This is a genomic window from Rheinheimera sp. UJ51 (assembly GCF_020819615.1).
Lineage (GTDB): Bacteria > Pseudomonadota > Gammaproteobacteria > Enterobacterales > Alteromonadaceae > Alishewanella > Alishewanella maricola.
Map to the genome: position 1 here is coordinate 1 of NZ_JAJHOG010000015.1, position 17,018 is coordinate 17,018.

Genomic DNA, 17,018 nt, shown 5'->3' on the forward strand with positions numbered 1-17,018 from the left:
GGTTTCCAGCGCTTGGCTAATATGCATAAAAAAAGCCTACAGAGTTCATTCTGTAGGCCTTTATATACCAACCACTGGATCGGTCAACCGATCTGAAAAGTTCTTAACTGATCGGCATTAGGCCAATGGCCGCTTTTAAGCTGCTGCTTGCCAGAGCAAATTACTTTTTGTAATCGCGTGCGGCATGGCCAGTGTATAACTGACGTGGACGACCAATTTTGTGGCCTTTGTCTGCTAACATCTCGTCCCAGTGTGAGATCCAACCCACTGTACGTGACATCGCAAAGATCACCGTAAACATACTGGTAGGAATACCAATAGCTTTTAAGATGATGCCTGAGTAGAAGTCAACGTTAGGATACAGTTTCTTCTCGATGAAGTACGGGTCAGATAACGCAATGCGCTCTAATTCCATGGCGACATCTAACAATGGATCTTTAATGTTCAGTTCGCTTAATACTTCATGACAGGTATCACGCATAACTTTGGCACGTGGGTCAAAGTTTTTATAAACGCGGTGACCAAAACCCATTAAACGGAAAGAGTCATTTTTGTCTTTGGCTTTAGCCACAAACTCGGGAATACGGTCAACAGAACCAATTTGTTGTAACATTTTTAAACAGGCTTCGTTGGCACCACCATGTGCAGGGCCCCATAAAGAGGCAATACCTGCCGCGATACATGCGTAAGGGTTAGCACCAGATGAACCGGCTAAACGCACGGTAGAAGTAGAAGCATTTTGCTCGTGATCGGCGTGTAACATGAAAATGCGATCCATTGCTTTGGCTAATACAGGGCTAACTTTATAGTCTTCAGCGGGTACAGAGAACATCATGTGTAAGAAGTTTTCTGAGTAGCTCAATTCATTACGTGGGTAAACGAATGGCTGACCGGCAGTATATTTATACGCCATCGCAGCAATTGTTGGTAATTTAGCAATCAAACGATGGGCGCTACGGGTACGTTGTTGCGGATCGTTAATGTCTAAATCAGAGTGATAGAACGATGACATCGCGCCAACCACACCACACAGCATTGCCATTGGGTGTGCATCAACACGGAAACCTTGGAAAAATGCGGCGATTTTTTCGTGAACCATCGTGTGACGAGTAATGGTTTTAACGAAGTTATCATACTGCTCTTTAGTCGGTAATTCGCCTTCTAATAACAGGTAGCAAGTCTCTAAATAGTCTGATTTATCAGCGAGTTGCTCTATTGGGTAACCGCGGTGTAACAAAATGCCGTTGTCGCCATCGATGTATGTGATTTTCGATTCACAGGAGCCGGTAGACATAAAGCCCGGGTCAAACGTGAAATAGCCCTGTTGACCTAGTGTACGAACGTCAATCACGTCAGTGCCTGCCGTACCAGAGTAGATCGGTAACTCAAAGGTTTTACCATCAATCTGTACGACGGCTTTTTTATCTGCCATTGGATTTCTCCTACTGTTTTATTATGGGATATTAGGGTTAAGGGTATTCTACTCGCAAACCGCACCTGAAAGTCAATTCTAAAGGCTAATCAATTAATAAGTATTCGACTCTAGTCGTATTGCCGTACCGCTAAAAAGCTGTAAAGTTTTGTGTAACGGATTTTTCCGTTAAAAACCAAACAAAAATTGTAATAGCGTGTCATGAAATATATACTATTTGCGGCGTAAAAACAGTTCACCTTACCAGAACCTTTTTGCTGAACCAGCTTTATAGAAAAAGAGTATATCTGCTTCGGGATGTGGCTGTTTTTTGCAGCGACAATAATGACAACTACGCTCTACACGGGCATCGATAGGCAAGACACTGTGAAAAAGCAAAGACCAATAAATCTTGATTTAACAACTATCTCTCTACCTGCGACTGCCAAAGCTTCTATTCTGCATCGGGTAACCGGTGTTGCAATGTTTTTCGCACTGCTTTTTGTTATTTGGGCATGGGCGGTTTCATTGCAAAGCGCAGAAGGCTTTGACTACGTGAAGTCCTTGCTAAACTCACATTTTGCGAAGTTTATCGCTTGGGGCACTATCACGGTACTTATTTACCACCTGCTAGGCGGTATCCGCCACATGATCATGGACCAAGGCTACTGGGAAGAACTCGACTCAGGTAACGCCAGCGCCAACATCACTATGGTGTTATGGATTATTTTAGCTGTTTTAGCGGGGGTATGGTTATGGTTCTAAATCAGGCAAGCCTGAAACGCGATGGTGTTCAGGATTACGTATCATTAAGAGCAACTGCTGTTGTCCTAGCGACATACGCACTTTTCATTTTAGGTTTTTTTCTTTTCACTCCAGAAGTGACTTTCGAGATATGGCATGGCCTGTTCAGTAACGTGTTAATGAAGGTGTATACCTTGTTAGCGTTGATCTCGATTGCCATTCATACCCGTATTGGCTTATGGCAGGTATTAACTGACTACGTAAAGTGTGCCAAGTTACGCGCCGCTTTACAGTTTGTCCTGTACGTAATTGCCTTTAGCTATGTGGCAGTGGGTTTATTTGTGTTGTGGGGTGCTTAAGTGAATATTCCAGTAAGAGAATTTGACGCGATCGTCATTGGAGCCGGTGGTGCCGGTATGCGCGCAGCGCTACAAATCACCCAATCAGGTTTAACCTGTGCATTGTTATCAAAAGTTTTTCCTACGCGTTCACACACGGTGTCGGCGCAAGGCGGTATTACGGTAGCACTGGGTAATAGCCATGAAGATAACTGGGAATGGCACATGTTCGACACCGTTAAAGGGTCGGATTATATCGGTGACCAAGACGCTATCGAATACATGTGTAAGACGGGTCCAGAAGCGATCACTGAATTAGAGAACATGGGTTTACCATTCTCTCGTACTGAAGCTGGCCGCGTTTATCAGCGCCCATTTGGTGGTCAATCGAAGAACTTCGGTGGCGAGCAAGCTGCCCGTACTGCCGCTGCTGCTGACCGTACTGGTCACGCCTTGTTACACTTGCTTTATCAACAAAACGTTAAAAACCGTACTCAAGTTTTCTCTGAATGGTATGCCTTAGATTTGGTGAAAAACCAAGATGGCGCCATTGTCGGTTGTACCGCCATTGATATTGAATCTGGCGAAATCGTTTATTTCAAAGCCAAAGCCACGGTACTGGCTACCGGCGGTGCCGGTCGTATTTACGCTTCAACCACTAACGCACACATTAACACCGGTGACGGTGTCGGTATGGCTTTACGTGCGGGTGTGCCTTTACAAGATATGGAAATGTGGCAGTTCCACCCAACAGGCATCGCAGGTGCCGGTACCTTGGTAACCGAAGGTTGTCGTGGTGAAGGTGGTTACTTATTAAATAAAGATGGCGAACGTTTCATGGAACGTTATGCGCCAAACGCGAAAGACTTAGCCGGTCGTGACGTTGTGGCTCGTGCCATGATGACAGAAATCCGCGAAGGTCGTGGCTGTGAGGGCCCATGGGGTGTTCACATTAAACTAAAACTAGATCACTTAGGTGCTGAAGTTTTAGAAAGCCGCTTACCAGGTATTTGTGAATTATCACGTACTTTTGCGCACGTTGATCCGGTTAAAGAGCCCATCCCGGTTATTCCTACTTGTCACTATATGATGGGTGGTATTCCGACTAACGTGCACGGTCAGGTTATTACACCGAAAGCCGATGGTACAGAATCTGTTGTTGCTGGTTTATTTGCTTGTGGTGAGATTGCTTGTGTATCCGTACACGGTGCAAACCGCTTAGGTGGTAACTCATTGTTAGACTTAGTGGTATTTGGTCGTGCAACAGGTTTACACCTTGGTGAAGCCCTAGCCGCAACCGCGCAAGCTCGCGATGCCTCTCAATCTGACATTGATGCCGCCTTAGCACGCACACGTCGTTGGGAAGAGAGCAAGCCTGGTCAAGGTGAAGATCCGGTACAAATTAAGAAAGACCTGCAAAAATGTATGCAGCTTAACTTCTCGGTATTCCGTGAAGGTGAAGCAATGGCTGAAGGTTTACAGCAGTTAAAAGAAATTCGTGAACGTCTGCAGTTTGCTCGTTTAGATGATAAGAGTTCTGACTTCAACACCCAGCGTATCGAGTGTTTAGAGTTAGATAACTTAATGGAAACCGCATTCTCTACTGCTGTTGCGGCAAACTTCCGTACTGAAAGCCGTGGTGCTCATGCACGTTTCGACTTCCCAGATCGTGATGACGAGAACTGGTTGTGTCACAGTGTTTATACACCAGACACTGAGTCAATGTTTAAGCGTAAAGTGAATCTGGAACCGAAGTTCCGTGAAGCTTTCCCACCGAAAGCACGTAAGTACTAAGAGGGCTACAGCGATGCAGAAATTAGTTTTTTCGATCTATCGTTACAACCCTGATGTCGACCAAGCGCCGCGCATGCAGGATTATACTTTAGACAACCCGGATGGCCGGGACATGATGGTGCTTGATGCACTGGTCAAATTAAAAGAGCAAGATCCAACGTTATCTTTCCGCCGCAGCTGCCGTGAAGGTGTTTGTGGTTCAGATGGCGTAAACATGAATGGCAAAAACGGTTTGGCTTGTATTACACCGCTATCCGCAGTGGGTTTGAAAGGCGGTAAAATCGTGGTGCGTCCATTACCTGGTTTACCGGTAATTCGCGATCTGGTTATCGATATGAGCCAGTTCTACACGCAATACGAGAAAGTGAAGCCGTATTTGATTAACGATGGCTTGCCGCCAGCCGGTGAATTTTTGCAAACGCCAGAAGAACGCGCTAAGTTAGACGGCTTGTACGAGTGTATTCTTTGTGCATGTTGTTCAACATCGTGTCCTTCGTTCTGGTGGAATCCTGATAAATTTATCGGGCCAGCGGGTTTATTACATGCTTATCGTTTCTTGGCAGACAGCCGTGATACTGCAACCGAACAACGGTTAAATGACTTAGATGACGCTTTCAGCGTATTCCGTTGTCATGGTATTATGAACTGCGTTAGCGTTTGTCCGAAAGGGTTAAACCCGACTAAGGCAATCGGCCAAATTAAGTCGATGTTGTTAAACCGGGCGCTGTAATGCGCCCTTTTTTAGTGATTTAATTGAAAACTGTCCATCCACTTAGCGGGGTGGCAGTTTTTTTGCTACTTTTTCCAGGTGCTCAAAAATAAGGGAAACTAAATGCACGAAGGTGTAATGAAGGCGTGGTTAGAGTCTTCACATCTTGGCGGTGGTAACATGGCCTATGTGGATGAACTCTATGAATCCTACCTAGCAGAGCCCACCAGTGTTGGTGACGAATGGCGTGAGTTTTTTGCCCAGTTACCAAAGATCGATGGGGTCGAGCTTGAAACCCGACATAGCGATGTGCGTGAACATTTCGCTGAGTTGGCCCGCAACAAACATCGTGAAGTTGTGGTGGTAAACTCTGGTTCTGGTGCTGACAACCGTCAGGTTAAAGTACTGCAATTAATTAACTCTTATCGCTTCCGTGGCCATCAACACGCCAATTTGGATCCGTTAAACCTGTGGAAACAACCTCGGGTACGTGACCTTGAATTGTCGTTTCACGAACTGTCTGAAGCTGATTACGAAACTGAGTTCAACATTGGATCATTTGCTTCTGGTCAAGAAACAATGAAATTGGGCGATTTGCACAAAGCACTGGAACGCACTTACTGCGGTTCTATTGGTGCTGAGTACATGCATATCGTCTCTACCGATGAGAAACGTTGGATCCAACAGCGCTTAGAAAGTGTGCAATCTCAGCCTCGTTTCGATAAAGACACTAAGCTAGGTATCCTTAAGGGATTAATCGCGGCTGACGGTCTGGAAAAGTATTTAAGCTCAAAATTCCCAGGTGCTAAGCGCTTTGGTCTTGAAGGCGGCGATGCGATGATCCCATTACTGAAAGCCATGATCCACCGTGCCGGTGAGCAAGGCGCCAAAGACTCAGTGATTGGTATGGCGCACCGTGGTCGTCTGAATACCTTGATCAACGTACTGGGTAAGAATCCATCGAAGTTATTTGATGAATTTGCCGGTAAATACGAAGTGGTGGGTGCTGGCGATGTGAAATACCATATGGGTTTCTCATCTGACTTTGCCACCAAAGGCGGTAATGTGCATTTAGCACTGGCCTTTAACCCATCACACTTAGAAATTGTTAACCCTGTTGTTTTAGGCTCTGTGCGTGCCCGTTTAGATCGCCGCGGTTGTACCGACGGTTCGCTAGCACTGCCTATTACCATTCATGGTGACTCGGCTTTTGCCGGTCAGGGTGTGGTTGCTGAAACCTTTAACATTTCGCAAACGCGTGCATTCAAAGTAGGTGGCACCATCCGCTTGGTCATTAACAACCAAGTGGGTTTTACTACGTCAAACCCTGAAGATACGCGTTCAACCCCTTACTGTACCGACATTGCTAAAATGGTACAGGCGCCCATTTTCCACGTGAACGGTGATGATCCTGAAGCGGTAGTGATGATTGCGCAATTAGCGGTTGATTATCGTAATACCTTTAAGCGTGATGTGGTCATCGATTTGTTCTGTTATCGCCGTAATGGCCATAACGAAGCCGATGAGCCAAATGCAACGCAACCTCTGATGTATCAGAAGATCAAAAAGCACCCAACGCCGCGGGAAATTTACGCTGAGAAGTTGGTGCAAGAAGGGGTTATTACTGCTGACGAAGTGAAAGCATTAATAGACGGTTACCGGGATGCTTTAGACAAAGGCGATTGTGTTGTTGAAGAATGGCAACCGATGGCACCGTCTTCAGTAGATTGGACACCCTTTATCGGTAAAGACTGGGATGCCCCTTATGACGCCAGTTTAAAGCTTGAAGAACTCAAAGCGTTAGGTGAAAAAGCCATACAGGTACCCGCGACGCATGCGTTACAACGTCAAGTTGGTCGTGTCTATGAAGACCGTGCATTGATGTTAAAAGGCGAGAAGAAAATTGACTGGGGTTTTGCTGAAATCTTAGCTTACGCCTCGGTGGTTGGTGAAGGTAGCCGTATCCGTATTGTCGGTCAAGACTCTGGTCGCGGTACCTTTTTCCATCGCCATGCTGTACTGCATAATCAAACGGATGGTTCAACCTATACGCCGTTAGAGAAAATCAGTGAACAGCAGGGTAAGTTTGAAGTTTTCGACTCGGCTTTATCTGAAGAAGCCGTTTTAGCGTTTGAATACGGTTATGCGACAGCAGAGCCACGGGCTATGGTTATTTGGGAAGGTCAATTTGGTGACTTCGCCAACGGCGCTCAAGTGGTTATTGACCAATTCTTAAGCTCTGGCGAGCAAAAGTGGGGCCGTTTATGCGGTTTAACTTTATTACTACCGCACGGTTATGAGGGGCAAGGCCCTGAGCACTCATCTGCTCGTCTGGAACGTTTCTTACAGTTGTGTGCTGATCACAACATGCAAGTGTGTGTGCCAACGACACCTGCGCAAGTTTTCAACATGTTACGCCGTCAAATGGTGCGGCCAATGCGTCGTCCATTGATCGTAATGTCTCCAAAATCATTGTTACGGCACCCATTAGCGACTTCTTCGTTAGAAGAACTTGCATCGGGTACCTTCCATAACGTGATTGGTGAAATTGACGAACTTGATGCAAAAGCGGTGAAACGTGTCGTGTTCTGTAGCGGTAAAGTGTATTACGAATTGCTCGAAGAGCGTCGTAAGCGCGAGCAAACCGATGTGGCTATCGTGCGGGTTGAACAACTTTATCCTTTCCCACATGAGGAAATGGCCGAAGTATTAAGCCAGTACCAACATGTAACTGATTTTGTTTGGTGTCAAGAAGAGCCACAAAACCAAGGTGCTTGGTACTGTAGTCAGCATCACTTCCGTGCTGCAATTCCAAAAACGGGTTACCTGAATTATGCCGGTCGTGAAGCGTCGTCTTCACCTGCAGTAGGTTACTTGTCTGTGCATAACAAGCAGCAACAAGCTCTCGTTAATGACGCGCTAACCGTTAAATAATGATTTTCCAGCCTGCATGCTGCAGGCTGTGATAACTGATATAGACCAACCGTTAAAGGTGAAAAAGTGGAAATTAAAGTACCCGTACTTCCGGAATCTGTTGCAGATGCAACCATCGCCACCTGGCACGTAAAAACTGGTGAAGCCGTTAGCCGTGATCAGGTATTAGTAGATATTGAAACTGACAAAGTTGTGTTGGAAGTTGTTGCACAAGCAGATGGTGTGATGGGCGAAATCATCCATGACACTGGTGCAACGGTAACGGCAGAAGAAGTCATTGGTAAAATGGAAGCGGGCGGTGCACCGGCTGCTAAGAAAGAAGAAGCGCCGGCAGAAAAAGCCGCAGCAGCTCCTGCTGCCGATGACAGCAGTGACGATGCGTTAAGCCCCTCTGTACGTCGCATGATTTCTGAAAAAGGCTTAGATGCCAGCAAAATCAAGGGCACAGGCAAAAACGGTCGCGTAACAAAAGAAGATGTTGAAAAGTTTGTTGCTGCCCCAGCCAAAGCTGCCGCGCCTGCTAAAACTGCTGCGCCAGTGGTTGCTGCCGGTGATCGCAGTCAGAAACGTGTTCCTATGACACGCCTGCGCAAAACGATTGCAAATCGTTTGTTAGAAGCGAAAAATTCAACGGCCATGTTAACCACGTTTAACGAAGTTAACATGAAACCTATCATGGATTTACGCAAGCAATATCAAGATGTGTTTGAGAAGCGCCATGGTATCCGTTTAGGCTTTATGTCTTTCTATGTCAAAGCGGTTACTGAAGCGTTGAAACGTTTCCCAGAAGTGAACGCGGCGATCGACGGTGATGATATTGTTTATCATAACTACTTCGATGTTAGCATCGCAGTGTCTACGCCTCGTGGCTTAGTTACGCCTATCTTACGTGATTGCGACAAAATGAATCTGGCTGAAATTGAAAAAGCCATCAAAGAATTAGCCCTGAAAGGTCGCGATGGCAAGTTAGCTATGGACGATCTGTTAGGTGGTAACTTCACTATCACTAACGGTGGTGTCTTTGGTTCATTGATGTCTACGCCGATCATCAACCCACCACAATCTGCTATTCTTGGCATGCACAAGATCCAAGACCGTGTAATGGTTGTTGACGGTAAGATGGAAATTCTGCCTATGATGTATTTGGCACTGTCTTACGATCACCGGATCATTGATGGTAAGGAGTCAGTAGGTTTCTTAGTCACCATCAAAGAATTGTTAGAAGATCCAACGCGTATTCTGTTGGACATCTAACGTTTCATTGAATGTATCAAAAATGCTGTTGTTTAGTACAACAGCATTTTTTATCAAACCGGTTGGTACTATAATAAGCACCGAACCAAAATCAGGTTACTCTTTGTTGAGTAACGTCCCAATTCAAAAGAACGGAAAATAGCCATGAATTTGCACGAGTATCAGGGTAAGCAACTGTTTGCCCAATATGGTTTGCCTGTATCTAAAGGCGTTGCCGCAGCTACAGTAGAAGAAGCGGTAGCAGCTGCAGATGTAATCGGCGGCGATATGTTCGTTGTCAAAGCTCAAGTACACGCTGGTGGTCGCGGTAAAGCGGGTGGTGTGAAGCTAGTTAAGAGCAAAGAAGAAATCAAAGCATTTGCTGAAAAATGGCTTGGTAAGAACCTGGTAACCTATCAAACAGATGAAAAAGGTCAGCCGGTAAGCCGTATTTTAGTTGAGCCATGCACCGATATCGCTCAAGAATTGTATTTAGGTGCAGTTGTTGACCGTTCTTCACGTCGTATCGTGTTTATGGCGTCTACTGAAGGTGGTGTGGAAATTGAAAAAGTGGCCCACGAAACCCCAGAAAAAATCTTAAAAGCTGCGGTTGATCCTTTGGTGGGTGCTCAGCCATACCAAGGCCGTGAGTTAGCATTCAAATTAGGTTTAGAAGGCAAGCAAGTTAGCCAATTCGTGAAGATCTTCTTAGGTTTAGCAAAACTTTTCCAAGAAAAAGATCTGGCCTTATTAGAAGTTAACCCATTGGTTATTACACCTGCCGGCGACTTACACTGTTTAGATGCCAAGCTAGTTATCGATGGTAACGCCTTATACCGTCACCCAGAGCTGAAAGCGATGCAAGATCCTTCACAAGAAGATCCACGTGAAGCGCACGCTGCCTCATGGGAGCTTAACTATGTTGCCTTAGGTGGTGACATTGGTTGTATGGTTAACGGCGCTGGTTTAGCCATGGGTACGATGGACATCGTGAAATTACACGGTGGCCAACCTGCTAACTTCTTAGACGTTGGCGGTGGTGCAACCAAAGAACGTGTTGTTGAAGCATTCAAAATTATCCTGTCTGATACTGCGGTTAAAGCCGTTTTCATCAACATCTTCGGCGGTATCGTGCGTTGCGATATGATTGCTGAAGGTGTTATCGGTGCAGTAAAAGAAGTGGGCGTTAAAGTTCCTGTTGTGGTTCGTCTGCAAGGTAACAATGCAGAATTGGGCGCAAAAGTGCTGTCTGAAAGCGGCCTGAACATTATCGCTGATACCGACCTAACAAGCGCGGCTAAACAAGTTGTTGCTGCAGCGGCTAAGGCATAAGGGGTAAGTAATGAGCGTTTTAATTAATAAAGATACCAAAGTTATTTGTCAGGGTTTTACAGGTGCTCAAGGCACATTCCACTCTGAACAAGCCATTGCTTACGGCACAAAAATGGTTGGCGGTGTTACACCAGGTAAAGGCGGTCAAACGCATTTAGGTCTGCCGGTGTTTAACACCGTAGCAGAAGCGGTAGCAACTACGGGTGCAACGGCATCAGTCATCTATGTACCTGCGGCATTTTGTAAAGATTCTATCTTAGAAGCGGCAAATGGCGGCATTAAGCTGATCGTTTGTATCACGGAAGGCATTCCAACGTTAGATATGTTAGATGCCAAAGTGAAATGTGACGAGTTAGGCGTCGTGTTGATTGGCCCTAACTGCCCAGGCGTTATCACGCCAGGCGAATGTAAAATCGGCATCATGCCAGGTCACATTCATAAGCCAGGTAAAGTGGGTATCGTTTCACGTTCAGGTACTCTGACGTATGAAGCGGTTAAACAAACCACAGATTACGGTTTTGGCCAGTCTACTTGTGTTGGTATCGGTGGTGATCCAATTCCAGGTTCTAACTTCATTGATATTCTGAAGTTATTCCAAGAAGATCCACAAACTGAAGCTATCGTCATGATCGGCGAAATCGGTGGTTCTGCAGAAGAAGAAGCGGCTGCTTATATCAAACAGCATGTGACTAAACCTGTTGTATCTTACATTGCTGGTGTGACTGCACCTGCAGGTAAGCGCATGGGTCATGCTGGTGCGATCATCTCTGGTGGTAAAGGTACAGCGGATGAAAAATTCGCTGCTTTAGAAGACGCCGGTGTTAAAACCGTGAAGAGCTTAGCGGATATCGGTCAAGCCCTGAAAGAATTAACGGGCTGGTAATCTAGCTTGTTAGCCGAAAAACCCGCTTTAAGCGGGTTTTTTTATGTCTAATACCTTTGAATTACAGTTGGGGGTTGATTTTTAGAGTCAGTTATCTAACATGGAGAGAGCGGTTAAGTGTCCATTCAGCTTTACTGTTATTTTACTAATAATAATCAGGGAAATTCCTATGAGAATAATGCCATCAGATTCCAAAATTAAGCCGCTTTCCATAGCGATAAGCTGTGTGCTGGCCGGTTCACTTTTTCAAGTTCACGCCCAAGAAGCAGAAGCTGACGCGCCCAAAGCAGATGAAAAAGCCGAACGTATTCAAATTATCGGTTCACGTATTCGTACCGATGGTTTAGATCAAGCTGCGCCAATTGAAGTGATTAATGCCAGTGTTGCTGCCAGCCAAGGTATTAGCAACTTAGGTGAATTATTACGTAATTCCACGGTTGCTGCAGGTTCAAACCAAATCACCGCTGCGGCCTCTACGGCGTTTGTTACTGAAGGTGGTGTCGGTTCAGAAAGCATTTCATTACGCGGTTTAGGTGCAAACCGTACGCTAGTTTTATTAAACGGTCGTCGTGCTGGCCCAGCGGGTACGCGTGGCCAAGTAGCTTCTTTTGATCCGAACATTCTGCCTTTATCGGCAATTGATCGTATTGAAATCTTAAAAGATGGCGCTTCTTCGTTATATGGTTCTGACGCCGTGGCCGGTGTTATCAACATTATTACGAAGAAGGGTGATGAAGGTACCATTAACTTTAATACCTCGCAGCCGTTAGAAGAAGGCGGTGAAATTTATCAATTAAATGGTACTTATGGTAAGACCTTTGGCCGCGGCTCATTCCGTGTTGTCGGTGACTACAAAGTGCAGCAAGAGTTGGCTCAAGGTCAACGCAGCTTCTTTAACTGTGCTGAGCGTTATTTGTTTGATCCAACAACCAATGAGCGAGTTGACCCTGTGGATCCGCGTACCGGCAGCTACCATTGTAATGATTTACTGTGGGGTCATATTTGGCTTTACGATTATCAAGGTGCTGGCGGCAACGTCCCTGCGGGTGCAAAAGCGCAATATGATTATGATGGTAACTTAGGTAACTTCATTCCTGGGTTTGCAACTGATCCTAACAATCCGGACTTTATGGTGACACCACCCGGTTGGTTCCCGGTGGCTTATGATCGTTTATCAGATTCCGTCACTAACGCTGACCACCCGTTTCAAGATTTAGAAACCTTGGTTCCGAAAAACGAATTAATGACCGTGTATGCACAAGGTGATTATGAATTAAATGACACCACCAGTTTATACGGTGAAGTGTTATTAAATCGCCGTCAAACCACCACCAACGGCTATCGTCAGTTCTGGAGCTACAAATATAACGAAGATTTCTTTGCCGGTGATCCATTAAGTGCCGGTTGGACGGGGGCGCAGTGGTTAAGCCCAACCCCAATTACTGATCACTCAGGTGATAAAATCACCGTGGATTACCGCCGTTTTGTTGCCGGTATTAATGGTGATATTGGTAACTGGTATTATGATGTGGCTTATCAAAATAGCTATAGCAGCGGTGATTATAAGTCTAAGCTTATTTACGAAGATGCTATCTCACCCTATAACTTTGCCTCAGGCTCTTGTGTTGGTGAAACAACACCGATCCGTGGCGTGCCCTGTGTGGATGTACCTTGGTTAGATCCACAGTTCTTAGCCGGTAATATTTCACCAGAAATCCGTGATTTCTTGTTTGGTGAGCAAACGGGTAATACTGTTTATAAACAACAATCAGTTGAAGGTTTTATTTCAGGTGATTTATTTGAATTACCCGCCGGCTTTATCGGTACTGCGGTCGGTTTCCAGTTCCAAAAAGACTCGATCAATGACGTCCCTGGCGAAGAAACCTTACGTGAAAATACTTGGGGCCAAACGGCTGCGGGTATTACTGCCGGTTCACATATCAGCCGTGCAGTATTTACTGAGTTCCAAGTGCCATTAGTACGTGATTTACCGGGTATTCAAGCGTTAGATTTAACCATCTCAGGCCGTTACACCGATGTGTCTTCTTATGGCGGTGATAATACCTATAAAGCGGGTATAAACTGGACCATCGTCGATGGCGTGCGGGTGCGTGCTTCACGGGGTACCTCGTTCCGTTCACCGGCGTTATTTGAATTATATTTAAATAACCAAACAAGCTTTGTTGGCCAGCGTAATATCGATCCATGTATTAACTGGGGGCAGGGTGTTGACAATGGTACTATCGATCCGCGTGTTGCCACCAACTGTGCTACTGATGGTATTCCACGTGACTTCGCAGGCGGAGCTATTTCTGCAACGGTTACCACAGGCGGTGGTGCTGGTCAGTTAAAAGCCGAAACCTCGATCTCTGAAACGTTAGGTTTTGTCTGGACACCTGATTTCGAAAATCATGATATCAGCGCGTCAATTGATTACTTCAACATTGAAATCTTTGGTGAAGTCACTAACTTGACTGCGGGTCAGATCTTAGGTAACTGTTATATTTCTGATAACTTTAGCACTGAACCACTTTGTACTCAGTTTGATCGTGATCCTGTTGATTTGCGCATTACCAACGTGCGTGGTGGTTATTTAAACATTGCTAACCAGGTTAACCGCGGTGTTGATATTACCTTAAATTATGCTAGTGATACTAAGTTTGGTCGTTTATCTGCCACTTATCAGCATACGCGTCAGATCGAAGCGGCAAGTCAATTGTTTGCTGATAGTGATCCGATCGATCGTACAGGGCAATTTGGTAGTCCAGAAGACGTAGGTAACCTGTTTGTCGGCTTGGAATACCAAGATTGGAGCGTAAACTGGATCGCACGTTATACTGGTGCGGTATCAAACGAGCAGTTTGTCAGCAGTAGCCCCACTTACCGTGGCGAAGCGGTTAAGTTAATTGCGGCAGCAGATGCGGTGGTTTATCACACTTTCTCTGTGACTAAAGACTTTGCTGATGCAGGTTTAGATGTAACCTTGGGTGTGGCTAATGCTTTTGATAAAGAGCCGCCAAAAGTCAGTGCCGGTAGTTCTGTCACTCGCTTAGGCACCTCAGCGTTCTACAGTCAATATGACTGGTTAGGTCGTCGGGTGTTCTTAAATATGTCTTATAATTTCTAATTATAAGTGTGAGTAAAAATGCCGACTTAGGTCGGCATTTTCCTTTTTTTAGTCTTGTTGTTGGAAACCAGCCTCATGCCTCGCGTGTTTGCCAAGCCTGATACTTTGAACGATCTTAATTCACAATTTAACCAGCCAGCTTTGACACAACCGGTGTTTTTAAACTCAGTGCCTAAGTGCGGTACACATTTGTTGCGTAATATTTTCCGGATGTTTGTTCCTGTTGCCCAACAATATCATGACGCTTTTGTGCAAATTCCTAACTTGCGCCAGTGTCTGCCGGCGTTTAATCCGGCCAAGCCGATGTTAAGTTGGGGGCACTTACTGTTTTCGGATGAATCGGCCTTAGCCACGCAAAAAGTGGTGCAATATATTATTGTGCGTGACCCTTATGACTGGGTATTGGCGCGTGCACGCTTCTTTTTATCGGATACCTTTCAAGGGCAGATGGACCATTTAAAAGGCGGTCGCATTAAAATTAATGAAATGCTCAATATGATGATCTTTGGCATTTATCAAAAGGCGCCAACCTTACAAGAAATTTATAGCCATAACGCCGTCGCCTGGCTAGGCACTGGCATTAAATTAGTGCGTTATGAAGATGTGATTACCCATTTAAAAAAACTCGATACGCCCGCCGCCGAGCAGTATTTTACTGAGTTATTGCAGCCAGTATTAGTCAACGGTTGCTTACCCGAAGATTGGCGCCGCCGTATTGAACTGGGTTCAGATCGCCAGCAGAGCGGCACCTATAGAGAGAATCTGGCTGGGATCAGTGCCGAGATCCCAGACGAATTACCCGATATGCAAAAACGTTTAGTCGAATATGCTGCGCCAGGTTTGCGGCATATTTTAGGTTATTACTAACAGGAGAGTCGGTGATGCAACGACCGCAAGTATTAATTGTTGGCGGCGGTTCAGCCGGTTGGATGACGGCAGCCTACCTTAATGGCGCATTAAATAAAGCAGGCCGTGAACCTCGCGTGGATATCCATTTATTGGAGTCTCCTGATATTCCACGCATTTCAGTGGGTGAAGCCACGATCCCTTCTATGCGTCATCTGTTAGCGGTAATTGGCGTTGATGAAATGGAATTTATGCGCGCGACCGATGCGACCTTTAAGCAGTCAATTAAGTACGCCAACTGGGTACACAACGATAATACGTTCTATCACCATCCTTTTAGCAGTATGCGTACGCAACCCTTAGACCATTTAGCCGAAGAATGGCTGCGCAGTGATCGCAGTATTCCCTTTATGGAAACCTGCTCAGCACAGCCGATTATTTGTGAGATGGGTTTAGCGCCCAAAATGCTTGGGCAATGGGATATGGGCCCACCGCTTAATTATGCTTATCATATGAATGCGCAAAAGTTTGCCGATTATTTGCGTGATTTTTCCGTGGCGCGGGGGGTTAAACATACCCTGGCCAATCTGCAAGACGTGCAAATGAAGGCCGAACAGCAGATTGGCGCTATCGTCACCGATCAAGGGGTAACGCTGGCGGCCGATTTGTTTGTCGATTGCACCGGTTTTAGTGCCAAATTAATTGAAAAACAACTCGGTGTCGGTTTTGAAGATTGTTCCCAGTGGTTGCTCTGCGATCGCGCCATTACCATGCATATTCCTTATGATCGGTTCTATCCGGGTATGGTGCGGCCTTATACTACGGCCACCGCATTATCCAATGGTTGGATCTGGGATATCCCCATGCAAAACCAACGGTCAGTCGGTTATGTTCATAGCAGTGCTTTTATTAGTATTGAAGAGGCTGAGCGTGAAATGCGTGCTTATCAAGGGGTGGGGTGTGAAGATTTGCCGCATCGGGTGGTTAATTTTAAAGTCGGCCGGCGTAAACAAAACTGGCAAGGTAACTGTGTGGCCATTGGCTTATCGGGAGGCTTTATTGAACCGCTGGAATCAACTGGTTTATATCTCAGCGATTTAGGCGCCGTCACCTTAGCGGAGCATTTTCCGTTTGCCGCTGAAGATATGCCGCTGCTGGCCAGTCGTTATAATCGTATCTTATCTAATCGCTTTTATGAAATTCTCGATTTTATCAATATGCACTATTGCATGACACAGCGCACCGACACCGCTTTTTGGCGAGAAGTACAAAAACCGGAGCGAATTACCGAACGTTTAAAAGCCAAGTTAGCATTTTGGAAAGTTAAACCGCCTAGTGCCCATGATTTTCAGGATCAGTGGTTCCCGGGGATGGATGCACAGGGCAGTCATGATGGTTTCAGTGATATGCGCGCGGCGGTTGATACCGGCGGGCTGTGGAATCACGAAAGTTATCAATGCATTTTATATGGTATGGATTACCTGCGAGCGCATTGTGCAGAACGTTACGGGCCGAATTTACCGGCAACGCAAATTCACCGAGCGATATTACAGCGCTTACAAATGGCACGACACAAATTGCCGCCGCATGCGCATTGGTTACAGCAAGCCGTTGGTATGCCAACCTATGCGACTGCGTCCAAACCTGCGGGTTGGGTCTAATCTGAC

12 protein-coding genes are annotated in these 17,018 nt (G+C 45.8%); 11 read left to right on the forward strand and 1 reads right to left on the reverse strand.

The window, feature by feature from the left end; all coding sequences use genetic code 11:
- Positions 1-160 precede the first annotated feature (160 nt).
- Entirely contained in the window at positions 161-1,432 is a 1,272-nt protein-coding gene (gene gltA / locus LMJ53_RS14885; RefSeq protein ID WP_229587962.1) for a citrate synthase, read from the reverse strand.
- Between the two features lie 366 nt (positions 1,433-1,798).
- Between gltA and sdhC the strand changes: the two genes are divergently transcribed.
- From sdhC to LMJ53_RS14940, 11 genes are all read left to right on the forward strand, one after another.
- A complete protein-coding gene (gene sdhC / locus LMJ53_RS14890; protein WP_229587964.1) occupies positions 1,799-2,176 on the forward strand; it encodes a succinate dehydrogenase, cytochrome b556 subunit in 378 nt (125 codons plus the stop codon).
- Positions 2,167-2,514 (forward strand): succinate dehydrogenase, hydrophobic membrane anchor protein, encoded by a 348-nt coding sequence (sdhD, locus tag LMJ53_RS14895; RefSeq protein ID WP_226750014.1) that lies wholly within the window; start codon positions 2,167-2,169, stop codon positions 2,512-2,514. The genes sdhC and sdhD overlap by 10 nt, the downstream gene beginning before the upstream one ends.
- Complete coding sequence (gene sdhA / locus LMJ53_RS14900) at positions 2,515-4,287, forward strand: succinate dehydrogenase flavoprotein subunit (protein WP_226750013.1); 1,773 nt, start codon at positions 2,515-2,517, stop codon at positions 4,285-4,287.
- Positions 4,288-4,300: 13 nt separating this feature from the next.
- Positions 4,301-5,017, forward strand: a complete 717-nt coding sequence (locus tag LMJ53_RS14905; protein WP_226750012.1) for a succinate dehydrogenase iron-sulfur subunit — start codon at positions 4,301-4,303, stop codon at positions 5,015-5,017.
- 102 nt (positions 5,018-5,119) lie between these two features.
- Complete coding sequence (locus LMJ53_RS14910) at positions 5,120-7,930, forward strand: 2-oxoglutarate dehydrogenase E1 component (protein WP_229587966.1); 2,811 nt, start codon at positions 5,120-5,122, stop codon at positions 7,928-7,930.
- Positions 7,931-7,996: 66 nt separating this feature from the next.
- A complete protein-coding gene (gene odhB, locus LMJ53_RS14915) occupies positions 7,997-9,184 on the forward strand; it encodes a 2-oxoglutarate dehydrogenase complex dihydrolipoyllysine-residue succinyltransferase (RefSeq protein ID WP_229587967.1) in 1,188 nt (395 codons plus the stop codon).
- 144 nt (positions 9,185-9,328) lie between these two features.
- The gene (gene sucC, locus LMJ53_RS14920; protein WP_229587969.1) at positions 9,329-10,495 is read left to right on the forward strand and encodes an ADP-forming succinate--CoA ligase subunit beta; all 1,167 of its coding nucleotides are present in this window, start codon (positions 9,329-9,331) and stop codon (positions 10,493-10,495) included.
- A gap of 10 nt (positions 10,496-10,505) precedes the next feature.
- Positions 10,506-11,378 carry a succinate--CoA ligase subunit alpha gene (gene sucD, locus LMJ53_RS14925; RefSeq protein ID WP_226750008.1) on the forward strand — a complete coding sequence of 291 codons (873 nt, stop codon included), beginning with the start codon at positions 10,506-10,508 and terminating at the stop codon, positions 11,376-11,378.
- Between the two features lie 178 nt (positions 11,379-11,556).
- Positions 11,557-14,505, forward strand: coding sequence for a TonB-dependent receptor domain-containing protein (locus LMJ53_RS14930; RefSeq protein ID WP_229587971.1), 2,949 nt, complete (start codon positions 11,557-11,559; stop codon positions 14,503-14,505).
- 75 nt (positions 14,506-14,580) lie between these two features.
- Positions 14,581-15,372: a hypothetical protein gene (locus LMJ53_RS14935; RefSeq protein WP_229587973.1), complete on the forward strand. Its 792-nt coding sequence runs from the start codon at positions 14,581-14,583 to the stop codon at positions 15,370-15,372.
- A 14-nt stretch (positions 15,373-15,386) separates the two neighbouring features.
- On the forward strand, positions 15,387-17,012 hold the full coding sequence (locus tag LMJ53_RS14940; RefSeq protein ID WP_229587975.1) for a tryptophan halogenase family protein: 1,626 nt from the start codon (positions 15,387-15,389) through the stop codon (positions 17,010-17,012).
- Positions 17,013-17,018: the final 6 nt, after the last annotated feature.

Coding starts and splice junctions, on each gene's coding strand:
- sdhD (WP_226750014.1), top strand. CDS start 2,167: ATGGTTCTAAATCAGGCAAGCCTGAAACGCGATGGTGTTCAGGATTAC.
- LMJ53_RS14910 (WP_229587966.1), top strand. CDS start 5,120: ATGCACGAAGGTGTAATGAAGGCGTGGTTAGAGTCTTCACATCTTGGC.
- LMJ53_RS14935 (WP_229587973.1), top strand. CDS start 14,581: ATGCCTCGCGTGTTTGCCAAGCCTGATACTTTGAACGATCTTAATTCA.
- gltA (WP_229587962.1), bottom strand. CDS start 1,432: ATGGCAGATAAAAAAGCCGTCGTACAGATTGATGGTAAAACCTTTGAG.
- sucD (WP_226750008.1), top strand. CDS start 10,506: ATGAGCGTTTTAATTAATAAAGATACCAAAGTTATTTGTCAGGGTTTT.
- LMJ53_RS14905 (WP_226750012.1), top strand. CDS start 4,301: ATGCAGAAATTAGTTTTTTCGATCTATCGTTACAACCCTGATGTCGAC.
- LMJ53_RS14930 (WP_229587971.1), top strand. CDS start 11,557: ATGCCATCAGATTCCAAAATTAAGCCGCTTTCCATAGCGATAAGCTGT.
- sucC (WP_229587969.1), top strand. CDS start 9,329: ATGAATTTGCACGAGTATCAGGGTAAGCAACTGTTTGCCCAATATGGT.
- LMJ53_RS14940 (WP_229587975.1), top strand. CDS start 15,387: ATGCAACGACCGCAAGTATTAATTGTTGGCGGCGGTTCAGCCGGTTGG.